General features: G+C 54.8%; 18 protein-coding genes and 1 tRNA gene. 12 read left to right on the top strand and 7 right to left on the bottom strand.

Annotated elements, in window-relative coordinates; all coding sequences use genetic code 11:
- Positions 1–19: 19 nt before the first annotated feature.
- The 4 genes from RJ53_RS07145 (at position 20) to RJ53_RS07130 (ending at position 3,189) form a co-directional block, all read left to right on the top strand.
- Positions 20–400 carry a translation initiation factor IF-5A gene (locus RJ53_RS07145; RefSeq protein ID WP_211530942.1) on the top strand — a complete coding sequence of 127 codons (381 nt, stop codon included), beginning with the start codon at positions 20–22 and terminating at the stop codon, positions 398–400.
- Positions 401–402: 2 nt separating this feature from the next.
- The gene (speB, locus tag RJ53_RS07140; RefSeq protein ID WP_211530941.1) at positions 403–1,257 is read left to right on the top strand and encodes an agmatinase; all 855 of its coding nucleotides are present in this window, start codon (positions 403–405) and stop codon (positions 1,255–1,257) included.
- 114 nt (positions 1,258–1,371) lie between these two features.
- Entirely contained in the window at positions 1,372–2,001 is a 630-nt protein-coding gene (locus tag RJ53_RS07135; RefSeq protein ID WP_211530940.1) for a DUF47 domain-containing protein, read from the top strand.
- 6 nt (positions 2,002–2,007) lie between these two features.
- On the top strand, positions 2,008–3,189 hold the full coding sequence (locus RJ53_RS07130) for an inorganic phosphate transporter (protein WP_211530939.1): 1,182 nt from the start codon (positions 2,008–2,010) through the stop codon (positions 3,187–3,189).
- Here RJ53_RS07130 and nth read toward each other — a convergent pair.
- From nth to pyrH, 3 genes are all read right to left on the bottom strand, one after another.
- On the bottom strand, positions 3,147–3,806 hold the full coding sequence (gene nth / locus RJ53_RS07125) for an endonuclease III (RefSeq protein ID WP_211530938.1): 660 nt from the start codon (positions 3,804–3,806) through the stop codon (positions 3,147–3,149). The genes RJ53_RS07130 and nth overlap by 43 nt on opposite strands.
- Before the next feature lie 7 nt (positions 3,807–3,813).
- Positions 3,814–3,888: transfer RNA gene (locus RJ53_RS07120), tRNA-Pro, on the bottom strand.
- Between the two features lie 55 nt (positions 3,889–3,943).
- Complete coding sequence (pyrH, locus tag RJ53_RS07115; RefSeq protein WP_211530937.1) at positions 3,944–4,648, bottom strand: UMP kinase; 705 nt, start codon at positions 4,646–4,648, stop codon at positions 3,944–3,946.
- Between the two features lie 87 nt (positions 4,649–4,735).
- Here pyrH and amrS point away from each other — a divergent pair, with 87 nt between their 5' ends.
- Together amrS and RJ53_RS07105 are read left to right on the top strand one after the other, a co-directional pair.
- On the top strand, positions 4,736–5,740 hold the full coding sequence (amrS, locus tag RJ53_RS07110) for an AmmeMemoRadiSam system radical SAM enzyme (RefSeq protein ID WP_211530936.1): 1,005 nt from the start codon (positions 4,736–4,738) through the stop codon (positions 5,738–5,740).
- Positions 5,737–6,228: a Mut7-C RNAse domain-containing protein gene (locus RJ53_RS07105; protein ID WP_246496034.1), complete on the top strand. Its 492-nt coding sequence runs from the start codon at positions 5,737–5,739 to the stop codon at positions 6,226–6,228. Before amrS ends, RJ53_RS07105 begins: the two co-directional genes overlap by 4 nt.
- On the opposite strand, the gene RJ53_RS07100 is transcribed toward RJ53_RS07105, so the two are convergent.
- Positions 6,207–6,878 carry a flavodoxin family protein gene (locus RJ53_RS07100; protein WP_211530935.1) on the bottom strand — a complete coding sequence of 224 codons (672 nt, stop codon included), beginning with the start codon at positions 6,876–6,878 and terminating at the stop codon, positions 6,207–6,209. The two genes, RJ53_RS07105 and RJ53_RS07100, sit on opposite strands and share 22 nt — an antisense overlap.
- Before the next feature lie 71 nt (positions 6,879–6,949).
- Here RJ53_RS07100 and RJ53_RS07095 point away from each other — a divergent pair, with 71 nt between their 5' ends.
- The 5 genes from RJ53_RS07095 to uvrB all read left to right on the top strand — a co-directional run bounded on the left by RJ53_RS07095 (position 6,950) and on the right by uvrB (position 15,030).
- Positions 6,950–7,945, top strand: coding sequence for a PAS domain-containing protein (locus RJ53_RS07095; protein ID WP_211530934.1), 996 nt, complete (start codon positions 6,950–6,952; stop codon positions 7,943–7,945).
- 355 nt (positions 7,946–8,300) lie between these two features.
- Positions 8,301–8,654, top strand: a complete 354-nt coding sequence (locus RJ53_RS07090; RefSeq protein WP_211530933.1) for a rubredoxin — start codon at positions 8,301–8,303, stop codon at positions 8,652–8,654.
- A 102-nt stretch (positions 8,655–8,756) separates the two neighbouring features.
- A complete protein-coding gene (gene uvrA, locus RJ53_RS07085; RefSeq protein WP_211530932.1) occupies positions 8,757–11,558 on the top strand; it encodes an excinuclease ABC subunit UvrA in 2,802 nt (933 codons plus the stop codon).
- Positions 11,555–13,105, top strand: coding sequence for an excinuclease ABC subunit UvrC (gene uvrC, locus RJ53_RS07080; protein ID WP_211530931.1), 1,551 nt, complete (start codon positions 11,555–11,557; stop codon positions 13,103–13,105). The genes uvrA and uvrC overlap by 4 nt, the downstream gene beginning before the upstream one ends.
- On the top strand, positions 13,102–15,030 hold the full coding sequence (uvrB, locus tag RJ53_RS07075; protein ID WP_211530930.1) for an excinuclease ABC subunit UvrB: 1,929 nt from the start codon (positions 13,102–13,104) through the stop codon (positions 15,028–15,030). The genes uvrC and uvrB overlap by 4 nt, the downstream gene beginning before the upstream one ends.
- 80 nt (positions 15,031–15,110) lie before the next feature.
- On the opposite strand, the gene RJ53_RS07070 is transcribed toward uvrB, so the two are convergent.
- Positions 15,111–15,338: a PspC domain-containing protein gene (locus RJ53_RS07070; protein ID WP_211530929.1), complete on the bottom strand. Its 228-nt coding sequence runs from the start codon at positions 15,336–15,338 to the stop codon at positions 15,111–15,113.
- Between the two features lie 85 nt (positions 15,339–15,423).
- Between RJ53_RS07070 and RJ53_RS07065 the strand changes: the two genes are divergently transcribed.
- A complete protein-coding gene (locus tag RJ53_RS07065) occupies positions 15,424–16,332 on the top strand; it encodes a hypothetical protein (protein ID WP_211530928.1) in 909 nt (302 codons plus the stop codon).
- Positions 16,333–16,349: 17 nt separating this feature from the next.
- Here RJ53_RS07065 and RJ53_RS07060 read toward each other — a convergent pair whose 3' ends face one another.
- Positions 16,350–16,778, bottom strand: a complete 429-nt coding sequence (locus RJ53_RS07060) for a protease inhibitor I42 family protein (protein ID WP_211530927.1) — start codon at positions 16,776–16,778, stop codon at positions 16,350–16,352.
- Positions 16,775–17,575 (bottom strand): V4R domain-containing protein, encoded by an 801-nt coding sequence (locus RJ53_RS07055; protein WP_211530926.1) that lies wholly within the window; start codon positions 17,573–17,575, stop codon positions 16,775–16,777. Before RJ53_RS07055 ends, RJ53_RS07060 begins: the two co-directional genes overlap by 4 nt.
- Positions 17,576–17,585 lie beyond the last annotated feature (10 nt).

The raw sequence follows: 17,585 nt of genomic DNA, 5'->3' as shown, positions 1-17,585 counted from the left end.
TCCTGCGAGTAAGATTGCTATGAAAGAACAGACAGAAGTTGGGAAGCTGAGAGAGGGTCGGTATGTTGTCGTTGATGATGAACCATGCAAAATTCAGAGCATCTCCATCTCAAAGCCTGGAAAACATGGATCTGCAAAGGCACGGCTTGATGTTGTCGGTATCTTTGACGGCATGAAGCGATCAGTCGTATCGCCTGTCTCCCAGAAGATTTATGCACCAATCGTCGAGCGGAAGAGTGCACAGGTGATCACCATTGCAGCCAACACGGTTCAGTTCATGGACATGAAGGAATTTACAAACTTCGAACTGACCCTTGACGATGATCAGCTCTCTCATATCGAACCTGGAAAGGAAGTCCCGTATATCGAGTCTCTTGGCAAGAGAAAGCTTGACATCTGAGTATGCAGCCATTTTCAAACTCTCTTTTTGCTGATGCGGAAGCCTCGTACGATGAGGCAGACTATGTCATCTTTGGTGTCCCCTATGATGGGACGACTTCATTCAAGGCAGGGACACGGGCAGCCCCGAATGCGATCCGTGCGATATCGTACAATTTTGAGCCCTATATGCCAATGTACGATCTCGAGCTGACTGACATTCCGTTTATTGATCTCGGCGATCTCTATCCGGACTGTGATCCGGAAGAGGTCACCGGGCAGGTTGAAGAGACCGTATCGATGATCCTTGGTGACGGGAAATGCCCGGTGATGCTCGGCGGGGAGCACTCCATCACAATTGGTGCAGTCCGCGCGGCGAAGCCGGGATGGTATGTCGTCTGCGATGCCCACCTTGACTTTCAGGATGAGTACCGGGGGTCGCGCTATAATCATGACTGCGTTACCGCCCGTGTTGAAGAGATGGGTCTGCAGGGGATCATCATCATTGGTGGGCGGAGCGGTTCACGCGAGGAGTTCCAGCGTGCACGATCCCATCATCTCTTCACCGCCGATCAGGTACATGAAGAAGGGATCGCATCGATCATCACACGGATCAAGGCCCTCATCGGTGAAGAGAGCCTCTATCTTTCGATCGATGCGGATGCCATCGACTCCTGTCTGACACCAGGCCTTGGAACGCCTGATCCCTTCGGCATGACGCCTCGGGATGTGCGGACCGTCATCAGGGCACTGGCGCCACAGGCGGTCGGATTTGATTATGTCGAGGTCCTCCCCGATGATCAGGGGCAGACGGCTGCTGTTGCAGCACATATGATCCGTGAGTTTATCGGCTGCCGGGCACAATCCCGTGGAATGTGAATAGAAGGTTTTTTCATGATACTTCTCACTAAAACTGAATATCTCAGGTGGGGAGAATTCACGAACAAATCAAGACCTTTTTATCTTTCAATTACCTTGTAAGAGTGGTGTCTTGTGGGCTTACGAGACTGGATTATTCCAAACGACTATATATTTTTTGATATCTTCGAGCAACTCGCAGATACAACAACCGAGGCAGGGCGTCTGCTCGTTGAGCTCGTCAATGACTATAACGGTGTCGAGGCGAAGATAAAAGAGATTAAAAATCTCGAGCACCAGGGGGACGCATTAGCCCACCGTGCCTATGCCGAACTGAACAGGAGCTTCATCACACCGCTTGAACCGGAGGAGATATCCAGACTGACAACCGCGCTTGATGATATTCTCGATTATATTGACGGGACGGCGCGGCTGATGCTCAATTACGGAATCGAAGAGACAGATGAATACATGCAGGAGTTTGCCAAACTGATCTATCTCTCTGCGGCGGAGGTTGCTATCGCTGTCCGGGAGATACGTCGGATACGGGATCCGAAGTTACTTGAACAGAAGTGCATCGAGATCAACCGGCTTGAGAACCTCGCCGATGATGTCCTTGCCCATGCGATCAAAGATCTCTTCTGTGGCACGGATGCCATCCGTATCCTCAAACTCAAGGATATCTATGAGAACCTTGAACTTGCCACTGATAAGTGTGAGGATGCGGCAAATGTTCTTGCAGATATAGCCATCCGTCATTCGTGAGCTGGTATGGAGATTCTTATTATTGTGGGCATTATACTGGCCCTTCTCTTTAATTTCGTCAATGGGCTCAATGATGCCGCAAATTCGATTGCAACGGTGATTGCAACCAAAGTACTCACCCCGCTTCAGGCGGTCGGTCTTGCCGCTTTCTTCAATCTTGTCGGCCCGCTCCTCTTCACAACAGCCATCGCAAAGACGATCGGCAAGGGGATCGTCGATCCGGCGATCCTCACCCCGTTCCTTCTTGTCACCGGACTCGTCGGAGCAGTCTTCTGGGTCTTCTTCTGCTCGCATTTTGGTATTCCTGTATCAAGCAGCCATTCACTTATCGGAGGGGTCATGGGTGCCGGTATCGGTGCGGGCGGCTTCTTTGGAGTGATATGGCCGAGCGGGGAGGTGATCGTCGCCTTCCTCAGATTAGGCTTCATCGGTCTTCTCATCGGGTCAGCCCTTTTTGGATCGTTTGCCTGGTGCCTTGGAGATCGGAAGCTGCTCTACTTCGGGCTCGGTGCCGTCATCGGATTTGCCGTCAGCATACCGGTCGGGATGATGCTTGGTCTCGTCGAGATAAAGGGTATTCTCGCAGTTGTGATATTCATCGTCATCTCACCGACCCTCGGATTCATCGCTGCGTACGGCTTTGCAGCATTGATCATGCGATACCTCAGCCATGCATCCACCCCCCGGAGAATGAACTACATCTTCAGGAAGCTCCAGATCGTCTCTGCTTCATTCCATGCCATCGGCCATGGAAGTAATGATGCCCAGAACGCGATGGGTATCATCACCGCCATCCTTGTGGCAGGAGGGCTTCTCACCGAATTTGAGGTCCCGCTCTGGGTAATCCTCGCATCCTGCGGTGCTATTTCGCTTGGAACACTCCTTGGAGGATGGCGGGTCATCGATAAGCTTGCAAACAGAATAACCAGGATAACTCCGTACCAGGGCTTCTCTGCATCAACCTCCGGTGGTCTCGTCCTTTCGGCGATGACCGCCCTCGGTATCCCTGTCTCCACCACCCATGCGATGAGCGGGGCGATCATGGGTGTCGGGTCGACGCAAGGGTCCGCAGCGGTCCGGTGGGGTGTCGTCCGTGAGATCATCATCGCATGGATCATTACCATCCCGGCGGCGGCAATCGTCTCTTATGTCTTCTTCGCTGTCGCCTCGCAGGTCTTCCCCGGGTAGCGGCAGATATTGGATATCAGACAGGACGGGCAGGCAGGTTTTCTGGCAGAACAGACCTCCCTCCCATGTCTGATAAGGACGTAGGTGATCTCCCCCCAAAGCTCCTGCGGATAAAGTGCCATAAGGTCTCGTTCGATCTTCTCCGGATCAGCAGTCTCTGAAAGACCGATCCGCTGTGAGAGGCGGCGGACATGTGTATCGACAGCGACACCTGCATTGATCCCAAACGCATGGTGAAGGACGATATTGGCGGTCTTGCGTCCGACGCCGGGGAGGGTTATGAGATCGTCCATCCGGTCTGGTACACCACCGTTGTACCGTGCGATGAGTGCCGCAGCAGCTCCGATGATATTCTTCCCTTTTGCATGATAGAAGCCGGTCGGCCTGATGATCTCTTCGAGTTCAGCGGGATCAGCGGCTGCCAGATCCTCTGCAGTCGGGTATCGTTCAAAGAGTGCCGGCGCAATCCGGTTCACGGTCGCATCCGTCGTCTGTGCAGAGAGGATCGTCAGGATGAGGCATTCAAAAGGATTGGTAAATCCGAGAAAATGTGTCTCGGTATGAGGATAAATTGCTACAAGGCGATGAAATATCAGAAGAGCGGTTGTTGTATCCATCTCAAAATGGGGTAGCGCAGATTCGAACTGCGGTCAAAGCGTCCCAAACGCTCTAGGATGGACCAGGCTACCCTACTACCCCGTGACCTAATAAAGTTATAAGTCAGGCTTAAATAAGCTATCGGTTTTACTGCCGCTTAGAGCGGCAGAACCTCTCTGGACTGCCCGGCAACAAGCGTACCATGGAATTCACCGGTCCGGAGCGCAGAGATGATATCCTGAGGTTTCCTTCCATCCATCACGGCAAACGGGATTGCACTCCGTTCAATGATCTTGGCGGCGACGAGATCAACGATCATATTTGATCCGGCGCCCATCCGCTCCTTCATGATGATCCCGATGAGATCAGAGGGGGTGATCAGAGAGAACCGCTTCGCATTGGCGTCCTTCTTCGGATCTGCCGAATAGATCGCATCGACTGCTGTGGCATTGATGAGAAGATCGGCAGCGACCTCCTCTGCAAGAACCGCAGAGACGGCGTCGGTCGTCTGTCCTGGTGTGATCCCGCCCATCACGATGATCCTGCCATGGAGTGCAGCCTCCTTCGCCTCCCTGTATGATGTCGTGACCGTCGGATACGCACTATCGCCGAGAGCGGCGATGAGAAGGAAGGCGTTAATACGGGTCACCATGATACCCAGCTCATCCGATGTCGCCTCATCAAGGCCGATATCCCGGCAGACCGAGATGTAGCGTCGGGCCTCACCGCCCCCTCCACAGACGCAGAAGAGATGATAGTCTTGTGCAAGTTCCTTGAGCGTCGATGCCCATTCTTTGAGCTGATGAGATTCAAGTGAGGGGACAAGAACCGATCCGCCGACCGAGATAACTACCTTCTTCATTATACCGTAATAATTTCATCATGGATCACTTATAATGCCCCGGTATCCGAAAGGAGATGTATGATGAGAGGGGATGACCAGCAAGTTTTGGCGGAGGCACGTTTATGGGATCAGGAGGGTGACGCAGTCAGGTGCCGCCTCTGCCCGCATGGATGCCTGATAAAAGACGATCACCGTGGTATCTGCGGGGTCCGGGAGAACCGGAATGGACGGCTCATACCACTGACATACGGGCGGATAACCTCCGAAGCCCTCGATCCCATCGAGAAGAAACCGCTCTTTCACTTCCTTCCCGGGACGATAACGTACTCCCTCGGAGGGATCGGCTGCAATTTCAGATGCCGCCATTGCCAGAACTGGGAGATATCGCAGGCAACAATCGCCGATCTCCCTCTCCGGAGCCTCTCTCCGGAGGAAGGGGTCCGAAGGGCGATGGGCTCCGGAGCCGCGAGCATCACCTGGACCTATAACGAGCCGACGATCTGGCATGAATACGCCCTCGATATGGGCGTTCTCGCACGAAAGAACGGTCTGAAGACGATTTATGTGACAAACGGATACATCACCGAGGAGGCGCTCAATGAGCTCTCACCCATGCTCTCGGCATTCAGGGTGGATCTCAAGGCATTTAATGACGGGTTCTACCGTTCGGTCTGCGGCGGCCATCTTCAGCCGGTTCTTGATGCCACAGCCCGCGCACATGAGCTCGGAATGCATATTGAGACGGTGACATTGATCATCCCAGGCCAGAACGACGATCCCGGGGAGATCGACTCGATGATCCGATGGGTGATCGAGAACCTCGGGCCGGAGACGCCGATGCACTTCACCCGGTACCATCCGGCGTACAGGATGAGTGATCCTCCGGCAACCCCGGTGCAGCGGCTTGAAGAGATATATCAACGTGCACGAGAGCTTGGATTGGAGTACCCGTACCTCGGCAACATACCTGGATCGACCTATGAAGATACCCGGTGCCCATCCTGCTCCAGTCTCCTGATCCGGAGGAGGGGGTACAGAACGGAGATCACCGGCCTTGAAGGTGATCGGTGTATAAGCTGCAACCGGAAGATACCGATGATACAATCATGATGGATGAACCGACGTTCCTCGTCGACCGGATGCTCGGTCCACTCACCCGGTACCTCCGGTTCCTCGGATATGACAGCGAGAGTGCAGCCCTTCTCCCCGAAGGTGATCCCGGGGAGGACAACCGCCTGCTGAAGAAGGCAGAGGCGGAAGGCCGGCTCCTGCTCACCCGTGATCGTGACCTTGCATCACGGGCAGGCGAGCAGGGGATCTATATTGCGGATATTGACCTCCTCGACCAGATCCGACTCTTGCACGAGAAACGCCTCATCAGCCTCGATGTCCGTCTGATCCGCTGTTCGGTCTGTAACACGCTCCTGCGGGAGGCGGCGGCTGGTGAGATAGAGGGGGCATCCTATGCGCCAAATCCCCCTAATGGATTTACCTTCCTCTGGTGCCCGGCCTGCTGCCGGCTCTACTGGAACGGATCTCATGCAGAAAATATTATCAGGCGGATCAGGGCGCTGGATCAGCGCGGGAGGGCACCCTGATCCCGCCAGTACTCATACTCAGAGGTCCAGAGGTCTTTATTGAAGGAGACGAGCTCGATCATCCTCTCCCTCATCATTCGGTGTTCCTCTTCCTGCTCAGGATACTGCCTCTTCTCGCGGATGGCCCTGACAAGATCAGATCCGAGCTCCTTTGCATCCGGGATCGCCCGCTCCACGGCCATCGGATCTCCAAGAATGTTCACTCCGAGTGAACCTGTCGTCGTTCCGCCAAGCACTCTGATTACGCCGTTTTGGTACTCTGCAACCCCCTCGGCATTGGCTCCACCTGCTGTTGAGATACTACATCCATACCTCCCGGTGAGGCGCTGGGTATGGATTGCATCCGCCAGCCGATCAAAGAAGGTCTTCAACTGGGCTGTCACCGAGTTGATATAGACCGGGGAGGAGAGGATAATCCCGTCTGAGGTGAGGAGATGGTGATAGAGTACCTCAAAGTCGTCATTCTGAAAACAGTGGCCTGCCCGGTAGCAGCTTCCGCAGCCGGTGCAATATCCGATATCAAGATCGCAGATATCAAACGTAATCGTATCTGCCCCCTCTGCCATAGCCCCCTCACAGGCAGCAAGAAGCAGTTTCCTGGTCGAACTCTCCTCCCTCCTCGGGCTTCCGTTGATCGCAAGTATCTCCATAGATGATACTTGTCTCTCTTCCCTTTGAATCTTCTCTATTGTGGGTTTACTTTATTAATTGTTGGAAAGAAATGTACTTCTATACTATGCAGGCGCACCCGTATTTTCATCAGCTCGATGATGGTATCATGATCACAACGCGGGATGGCATGATCACATCGGCAAACCCTGCGCTCCAGAGGCTCATACGGGGGGATCGAGAGGTGACTGGCGATCTCGTCTCATTCTTCTCATCATTTCCTGGCTCATCGACCGGAGATGAAGCGGATCTTCTGGCAGAGATCGCCGGAACGGTTCAGGAGGGGAGATCTCTTTTGAATCGGGAGATCCATCTGCTGCACCCGGATGGTGAGGAGGAATGGGTTGAGCTCTCGATGAAGAGGATGTCAGATGATCACCTGATCTGGATCTTCCGGGGGATCACCCGGTGGAAGCGGGCTGAAGCGGTACTGAGGGAGCGTGAAGAGAAGTACCGGCTCCTTTTTCATGGAGGAAATGATGCAATCGTCGTCTACAGGCTGACCCCGGAAGGTCATCCTGAGGAGTTCATTGAGGCGAATGAGATCGCCTGCAGACGCCTTGGGTATAGCCGTCACGAACTCGGCCGTCTCTCACCGGCTGATATCGTTCCCCCCGAGCGGGTCGGTGAAGTGCTTGGTATTGTGAAACAGTTCCTCATCAGGGATCATCTCAGATTTGAGACTGAGCATGTCAGATCGAATGGTTCACGGTTCCCTGTTGAGATCAATGCCCACCGGATACCACTCGGCGATCAGGTGGCAATTCTCTCCATCTCGCGTGATATCTCAGAGAGGAGGAGGAACGAAGAGATTCAGAAGAAGGCATTTTCTCAGATAGAAGAGAATATCGAGCATTTTGCCATTCTGGGAGATCACATCAGAAATCCGCTCGGGGCGATCATCGGGTATGCAGGATTCTGTGATCCGGTATATCTTGGAAAGATCCATGATCAGGCGGATCTGATCCGGGGATATCTTGACCAGCTTGACCAGGGGTGGATAGAGTCGGAGAAGGTGCGGGAGTTCATCAGGCGCCATTACCGATAGTGGTCTCCCTATCTATTTGGTTGTGTATTATTTTTTACATTAAATATAAATAAACAGCCACCTATGAAGAAGATATAGTTGAGCAGGTGCACCGCCCCTGCTGCAACGAAATCAACTACCCACGACTAAAGTCGTTGGTTTGCCCTTCCATCTCCCTGATCCGGGTTGGATCAGAGCGGAGTGCGATAGGCTGGTTGATAGACAGCCCGTAGATGTGCATGATAACCGTTCTCTCCCCGGAGGAAGTGCCTTGCACACATTAGTATCGACTACTGAATTTATGATTTAAGGGTATTGATCCCACGACTGAAGTCGTGGGCTTTCTGCCTGTTAGATCGTGATCCAAGGGGAATATATGACAAAGATGAAGAATTACCGATGTGTCGAATGCGGATATATTTACTATCCATCCAGGGGTGAACCGAAGAACGGGATCGAGCCTGGAACCGCATTTGAGGATCTCCCTGATGATTATGTCTGCCCTGTCTGTGCCGTGGTCGCAAAAGTGGGCAAAAGCGCCTTCGTTGAGCTGGAATCCGAACTCTATCGTTGCGTCGCCTGCGGATATATTTACGATCCCTATCGGGGTGAGCCGAAGAACGGCATCAAAGCGGGGACAGCATTTGAAGATCTTCCGAAGGAGTATGTCTGCCCGGTCTGCGGTGTCTATGCAAAAATAGGTACTGAGGCCTTTGTTCCCACCATGTGATGGTCGTATCCATCATTTTTTCCACCCAGGGGTCCTTGAAGGGTATGGGATTGACACGATCTCTATACCTAATACACCTGATGATCCACCAGTACTGCATTGATGAAAGATCTGATCATTCGGGGTGCACGTGAACATAACCTGAAGAATATTGATCTCACCCTCCCCCGGGATCGCCTCATCGTCCTCACCGGCGTCTCGGGATCAGGGAAGTCCACGCTTGCGTTTGATACCATCTACGCGGAAGGGCAGCGGCGGTATGTCGAGTCGCTCTCAGCCTATGCCCGCCAGTTCCTCGGTTTGATGAATAAGCCGGATGTCGATGCCATCGAAGGCCTCTCCCCGGCCATATCGATAGAGCAGAAGACGACATCGAAGAATCCACGCAGTACCGTCGGGACGGTCACCGAGATTTACGACTATCTCCGGCTTCTTTATGCCCGGATCGGCGTTCCCTTCTGCCCGGATCACGGTGCCAGGATTGAGTCGCGATCTCCGCAGCAGATAGCCGATGAGATCACAACAGCGTCCGGGATGGTCACCATCCTCGCACCGGTCGTCAGGCAGAAGAAAGGAACATACGGTCAGCTCTTTAAGGATCTCGATGCTGAAGGCTTCTCCCGTATCCGGGTTGATGGCGCCATCCACCGGACCGATGAGGAGATACCGCTCGAACGGTATGTGAAGCATGATATCGAGATCGTCATCGACCGGCTCGACCCGGGTGAGCGTTCCCGCCTTGCTGAGGCATGCGAGGTGGCAGTAAAGCGCTCCGGCGGCCTCGTCATCGTCATCTTTGAGGACGGCCATGAGGAGACCTTCTCATCAGAGCTCGCATGCCCTGTCTGCGGCTTCTCTTTTGAGGAGCTCCAGCCCCGGTTCTTCTCCTTTAACAGCCCGTTTGGCGCCTGCGACGCCTGTAGCGGTCTCGGTGTCCGGATGCGGTTTGATCCCGATCTGATCATCCCTGATCGGACGAAGAGCATCGCTGACGGTGCGGTTGCGCTGTACAGGAACTTCCTTGACGGATACCGGATGCAGTATCTTGCATCGGTTGCCAACCATGGAGGATATGATATCTTCACCCCGATAGAGAACCTGACCGAAAAGCAGTTCCATACCCTGATGTACGGATCCGACAGCGAGATCAAATTCTCGATGAAGATGAAGAAAGGGGATGCGGAGTGGTCGCATAAAGGAGTCTGGGAGGGGCTCATCCCCCAGGCAGAACGGCTGTACCGGGAGACGAAGTCCGAATTCCGGCGTGATGAGCTTGAGAAGTATATGAGGACGACCCCCTGCTCAGCCTGTGACGGAGCACGCCTGAAGAGGGAGGTTCTTGCTGTCAAAATCGGTGATCATTCCATCGCGGATCTCACCGATCTCTCGGTTGCCGATGCCCTTGCCTTCTTTGAAACCCTCACACTGACCCGCCGGGAGGAGGATATCGCACGGCAGGTTGTCAAGGAGATCCGATCCCGCCTCCTCTTCCTCCATCGTGTCGGCCTCGGGTATCTCACTCTCTCACGGAGTGCCGGCAGCCTTTCAGGCGGGGAGGCCCAGAGGATCAGGCTCGCCACACAGATCGGATCAAACCTGATGGGTGTCCTCTATGTCCTGGACGAGCCATCCATCGGTCTCCATCAGCGGGACAATCACCGGCTCATCGAGACCCTGCAGCACCTCCGCGATCTCGGAAACACCCTCATCGTCGTCGAACATGATGAGGATACCATCCGCCAGGCGGATTATGTCGTTGATATGGGGCCGGGGGCAGGGATCCACGGGGGTGAGATCGTTGCAACCGGAACACCCGGGGAGATCGCAGCTGACCCTGAATCGCTCACCGGCCAGTACCTCTCCGGAGCCCTGCATATCCCGGTTCCAAAGGAGAGGAGGAAGCGGGAGGCTTGTATCACCATCACCGGATGCCGTGAACATAATCTGAAGGGCATCGATGTCAGGATCCCGCTTGGCCTCTTCACCGTTGTCACCGGGGTCTCCGGCTCAGGCAAATCGACACTCATCTACGAGACCCTCTATCCTGCCCTGATGAACCTGGTCTATGGGCAACGGCAGACCACCGGAGCCTACACGACCCTCACCGCCGACCGCGATATCGACAAGGTGATCGTCATCGATCAGAGCCCCATCGGGAGGACGCCACGATCAAACCCGGCGACCTATACGAAAGTCTTTGATGAGATCAGGAAGATCTTCGCTGAGACAAAGGAAGCGAAGATGCGAGGGTATGCACCCGGGAGGTTCTCCTTCAACGTCAGGGGAGGCAGGTGCGAGGCATGCCAGGGTGATGGAACCATCAAGATCGAGATGCATTTCCTCCCCGATGTCTTTGTTGAGTGCGAGGAGTGCAAAGGTGCCCGGTACAACCGGGAAACTCTTGAGGTGAGGTATCGTGGGAAGACGATCGCCGATGTCCTTGCAATGAGTGTCGAGGAGGCGCGGGATCTCTTTGAGAACATCCCTTCGATCCGGCAGAAGCTTGAAACTCTCTGCCGGGTGGGACTTGGGTATATCAGGCTCGGCCAGAGTGCGACCACTCTCTCCGGAGGCGAGGCACAGCGGATCAAGATCACCCGCGAACTGGCAAAACGGTCGACCGGCCGGACCCTCTACCTCCTGGATGAGCCGACGACCGGACTTCATTTTCATGATGTCAGGAAACTGATCGCGGTCCTCGATGATCTCGTCGGAAAAGGGAACACCGTCGTCGTCATCGAGCATAACCTTGATGTCATCAAATCTGCGGATTATATCATCGATCTCGGTCCTGAAGGCGGGGATGCAGGTGGTGAGATCATCGCCGAGGGAACACCTGAAGAGATTGTGAATGAACCCGGAAGCCATACAGGCCGGTTCCTCCGGCCACTTCTTGGACAATGATCGACTACTCGCATATCCCGGAGGAGCCCGGATCCTACCTCTTCTCAGATGACGGGGGTTCGGTCATCTACGTTGGCAAGGCGAAGAACCTCAGAAAGAGGGTACAGAGCTACTTCCAGAAACGTGACCTCGATCCCAAGACCGCCGTCCTCGTCGGATCGATCGCCTCGGTCGATTTCATCGCAACCAGGGATGAGACCGAGGCACTCATCCTTGAAAATACCCTCATCAAGCAGCATCAGCCGAAGTACAACATCGATCTGAAGGATGCGAAGAGCTATGCCTTCATCCACCTCTCCGAGGATCGCTTTCCGAGGATTGGTATTGCACGAAAGACCGGGGTGAAAGGGACGTACTTCGGTCCCTTCGTATCCGGCCGGGAACGGGACCATCTTCTTGCTGCGGTCAAAAAGATCTTCGGGCTACGGTCATGCAGGCGTCTCCCAAAGCGTGCCTGTCTCCGGTACCATATCGGGACATGCCCGGCACCATGTATCGGTGCGATCACGGAAGGGGCGTATGCAGAGAGGGTGGCCCAGGCGGTCGAGGTCCTGAAGGGGAGGGTGAAGGGGCTGATTGCCCGGCTTGAGGAGGAGATGAAGGAGCGATCCGATGCCTGCGATTTTGAGGGGGCAATCAGGCTCCGGGAGACGATCACTGCACTCGATCATCTCTCAGGACGCCGTATGATGAGGCCGAAGCGGTCGCATGAAGGGGATCTCATCAATTACCGGGTAAGCGGGGAGGAGGTCTTCCTTCTCCTCTTCCACCAGAGAAATGGAACTCTTGTCGATAAGGAGGAGTTCCGGTTTCCACAATCCCCGGATTTCCTCTCAGAATTCCTCGTTCAGTACTACAGCGACCATGAGGTCCCGGAAGAGGTGATCATCCCGGCTACCGTCGATGGTGCCATCAGCGGTTACCTGGCACGCCTCCGTGGGAAGAGCGTCTCCGTGACTGTTCCGAAGCAGGGGCAGAAACGCGATCTCCTTGAAATCGCTGCAAAGAATGTCGATCTCACCTGGTTTGCCGGAGAGGAGCGGATACATGCCCTCAGAAATGCCTTAAAACTCCCAAAATCTCCCACTATCATCGAGTGCTTCGACATCTCCCATCTTGCAGGGACCGCCACTGTCGGGTCGATGGTGCGGTTTACGAATGGCCGGCCTGATAAGAGGCATTACCGCCGGTACTCAATAAAGACGGTTGTGGGGATTGATGACCCCGCCGCGATCCGGGAGATCGTCTCCAGGCGGTACAGGAGGCTCATCGATGAGGATCGCGATCTTCCCGATCTCATCGTTGTCGATGGGGGGAAGGCACAGCTTGCGGCGGCATATGCGGCACTTCGGAAGCTTGATCTCACCATCCCGATCGCGGCCCTTGCAAAGCGGGAGGAGGAGATCTACCTTCCGAATATCCCCTATCCGATCCCGGTGCCAAGCGATAACCCCGCCTCTCTCCTTCTTCAGGAGATCCGGGATGAGGCACATCGTTTTGCCATCACCTATAACAGGCTGAAGCGAAAGAAGAAGGTGATCCCATGAGGTTTACACTCCAGGCAGACTTCTCCCCACGCGGCTCGCAGCCGGATGCGATCCGTGGACTGACAGAGGGTTTTGGATCCGGCATGACGAAACAGACCCTCCTTGGGGTGACCGGCTCAGGAAAGACCTTCACCATCGCAAATGTGATCAACCGCCTGCAGAAGCCGACCCTCGTCCTGGCCCATAACAAGACGCTCGCTGCCCAGTTATACAACGAGTTCCAGGATTTCTTCCCTGAGAACAGGGTGGAGTACTTCGTCTCATATTATGACTATTATCAGCCGGAGAGCTATCTGCCGCAGAAGGACCAGTATATCGAAAAAGATGCGGATATCAATGCAAAGATCGAGCAGATGCGCCTCTCGGCAACTGCTTCTCTCCTCTCGCGCCCGGATACCATCATCGTCTCATCCGTCTCCTGCATTTATGGCCTTGGGAACCCGGAGCATTTCAGAAACCTCGGCTTTGAACTCCGGTGCGGAGAGCGGATCGCACGGAGCGACCTCATCGGCCGGCTGGTTGAGATCCAGTTTGAACGCAATGACACCGAACTTGCACCCGGGAGATTCCGTGTCCGGGGTGACACCATCGAGATCATTCCGGGATACTACGATGATGTCATCAGGATTGAGCTCTTCGGGGATGAAATCGACCGGATCTCGGAGATTGAGAAGACCGGCGGCCGGCGGCTTAAGACGATGGAGTACTTCCATGTCTATCCTGCCCGTCACTTCGTCATTCCTGAAGAGGAGAAGAAGCGGGCAATCGCATCGATCAGGGCGGAACTTGAGGAGGTTCTCCCGACACTTGGGATGATCGAGGCACACCGGCTACGGCAGCGTACCCTCTTTGATATCGAGATGATCGAGGAGACCGGGAGTTGCAAAGGGATCGAGAACTACTCCCGCCACTTTGACGGACGGAATGCCGGGGAACAGCCGTACTGTCTCCTCGACTACTTCGAAGATGACTTCCTGCTGATCATCGATGAGAGCCACCAGACCCTCCCCCAGGTCCGGGGGATGTATAACGGTGATTATTCCCGAAAGAAGAGCCTCATTGAGTACGGGTTCCGGCTTCCAAGTGCCTTTGATAACCGGCCTCTGAAGTTCCATGAGTTCGAGGCATATATGAAGAAGGTCATCTTCGTCTCGGCGACCCCCGGCGGGTACGAGGAGGAGCATGCCGACCAGGTCGTTGAGCAGATCATCCGACCGACCGGGCTTGTCGATCCGGTTGTGGAGATTCGGCCGATTGAAGGGCAGACACAGGATCTCCTCGCCGAGATCCGGCAGACCATCGATCAGGGCGACCGGTGCCTCGTCACAACCCTCACCAAGCGGCTCGCCGAAGAGCTGACCGACTATTTTGTTGAGCAGGGGATCAAAACCCGGTACCTTCACTCCGAGATCCAGACCCTTGATCGGACCGAGATCATCCGGCAACTCAGGCTCGGGACATTTGATGTCCTTGTGGGAATCAACCTGCTTCGTGAAGGGCTTGATATTCCGGAGGTAGGGTTCGTCGGGATACTGGATGCCGATAAAGAAGGGTTCCTCAGGAATGAAAAGAGCCTTATCCAGACGATCGGGCGTGCAGCACGAAATGTCAACTCACGGGTGATCCTCTATGCCGACCGGATGACCGACTCAATCCGGCGGGCCGTCGCTGAGACCGAGAGGAGACGGAACATTCAGATTGCATTCAATGAAGAGCATGGGATCATCCCCGCGACTATCCGAAAGCCGATACGTGAGAAGGAGGTCGATGTTGATGATCTGGCCCACCTCCCGAAAGCAGAGCTTCCAAACGTCATCATCCAGCTCGAGGCTGAGATGCGTGCCGCCGCCGAATCACTCGATTTTGAGCATGCAATAGAACTTCGGGAAGAGATCCGGCGGGCAAAAGAGATGATGGAGCGGTGAGGGGGAATTGTGCGACCCCGCAATTCGTCCCCTGTTCTCTCTCATGATTAATACCATACCGATAGTCTGTCGATGACGGCTCACTCGCCGGAATAGATCCCTGTCTCTTTCGGTTCATCCCCGGATGGCATGATCAATAATGCGAGGATATAGACGATGATACCCCCTCCGCTGGTGACGAGGGTCCCGATCACCCATCCCAGCCGGACGAGGGATGGATCCCATCCGAAGTACTCTGCTATACCCCCACAGACCCCGCCGAGGAGCTGATCGCTCTTTGATCTGGTTAGCCGTTCCTTCTGACTCATAATAGGTGATTGATAGATGCCACTGGATGAAGTACCTTTCCATACCCGGAAAAGTGGTATAATCTGAGAGGATCAGATCTCAATAATGGATCTGGAGAAGAACCTGGAGCCCCCGGAAGCGATCAGAAGCCTCCGGATGAAGATGCCGGCATCGTATGCCGATATGGAGGCTGATGCAATGAAAACGGTTGAGACGATCCTCACGCCATACCCGAAAGCACGGAGGATCTGGGATCTCCTCACCCGCGATGAGGAGGTCGCCGCCTACTGGAGGATGGCGAACTTTTTCACCGTCCGGCGGCTCGGGATGAATGATCATGGCGAGGTGCATGCAAAGATTGCAACCGCATCGGCACTCACCATCCTCAGCCTCCTCATTGATGCAGGGATCCAGCCCGATGTCGTCGAATCAGGGGCGGGAGATCAGGATGATGCGGCTGTCGTCGTCCTCTCCGCGATGCTTTGCCATGATTTTGGCAATGCGGTTCATCGTGAGGCACACCAGGATATCTCCGTCCCGATAGCGCTCCCGGTTCTCAACCGCCTCCTCCCTGGGATTTATCCGGAGGCTGGCAGGAGAGCGGAGATCCTCTCCTTCATCCTCTCGGCGATCTACACCCATCATGCAGAACCTCCGGCCCTGACAAAAGAGGCGGCGATCGTCTGTATCGGAGACTCTTCGGATATGACGAAGGGGAGGGGAAGGATGGCCTTTGATGCAGGGAGCATCACCATCCATACCGTCTCGGCACTCTCGATAGAGGCCGTCGAGATCCGGCCGGGATGCGAGAGACCTGTTGAGATACGTATCCTGATGTCAAATTCGGCCGGGATCTTCCAGGTACAGGAGGTCCTTGGGAGAAAGGTTGCCATCGGTCCCCTGAAGGAGTATGTTGATGTCATTGCCATCGTCCGTGCGGGTGATGGAGAAGAGCGTATCCTTGACGGTATCACGATGCGGGACGGCAGATGCCTCCCCTTCAAAAAAGAATAAAGTATTCTGAGCCCGAATCACTCGACAACAAGCGTCAGTGAGAAGGTCTCTGCGGGCTCGGCATCCGTCTCCCAGGGTCGGATATACGCCCCTTCGATGGTGAAGGTGCCGGGGATCCCTGCGTTCATCTCCCAGGTCCGGATGCCGGGTGCCCCAATGAGATCCGTCCCGGGGGGGGTGAAGTCATCCCCGGTCAGATTGATCCCATCGGGGATAGCAAGAGTCCACTGATATCCGGTTGTCGGATTCTCAGGGAGATGAAGCCGTATCTCGGCTTCCACAGGTACGGTGTACGTCTCTCCGTCATTTGACTGATCAAATATGACGAGTGTTCCGGGGGTGTGTGGCGTCACTGGTGGCACCACCTCGGACTCTTCGCTGACACAACCGGCAAACAGTGCCAGTGTGGCGAGCAGAAGAATAATGAGTGATCTATTCCAGTTCATACCTGATTTTGAGGCGGGAGATCACGATAAAGGTTCTTTTCCGGTCCAGCATCCCTGATCTCAAATCGGCACCGGGGATCCCCTGCTGCGTAGCATTCGAGCTCGACCGCATCAACCGGTTGCCTGAGCTGAAATGAGAAGAGGGCTGATATAAAGCCCGTTTCAAAGGAGCAGGCGGGTTTTCCGAGGATTGGGAGTTCAACACATTCAAAGCAGTCATAGACGGAGAAGGTGATCGGATCAGGCGCGACTTCATCAATATGGCCGAGATGGTGGCGCTCAAAGAAGGCAGAGAGATTATCAGTAAATGCAGGGAGCGTATCTGCCGCAACTGCAGGATAGACCGCCCTGCCGACCGTCTCTCCGGTCTCTCTGAGGAGTGGATCGATTGAGATGCCTTCAGTAAGGAGAGAGACCCGGAATGTCCGGTAGATCAACCTGTAGAGGGAGAAGGGATCGGCCGCCCCCTCCCGGTATCCTTCCGCATAGGTACCAAGATCATCGGAGATCCGGTCGGCGGGTGAGAGTTCACCGAGATAATGTGATCTCAGAAAGAAGTACTTCTTCCGCTCGTCTTCATCACCAGGGTGGGATCCGATGATCCCCTCATCTGCAAGCGCTGAGAGATGGGCTGAGATCGTCGATTTCGCCCTCCCCGACGAGGCGACGATAGACTCAAAACACACCTCCCCGTCTCTGAGGAGCAGAAGAATATGGCGCCTCACCGGGTTTCCGACGGCACGGACACCATCATCTGTTCCGTATAATGACAGTTCTTTCTTCTCCCCACCTTTCATCTGTTACTCC

Source organism: Methanocalculus chunghsingensis (assembly GCF_018132105.1).
Taxonomy (GTDB): domain Archaea; phylum Halobacteriota; class Methanomicrobia; order Methanomicrobiales; family Methanocorpusculaceae; genus Methanocalculus; species Methanocalculus chunghsingensis.
Note: the sequence above shows the minus strand (reverse complement) of the source record. Positions and strands in the feature narration are given on the sequence as shown.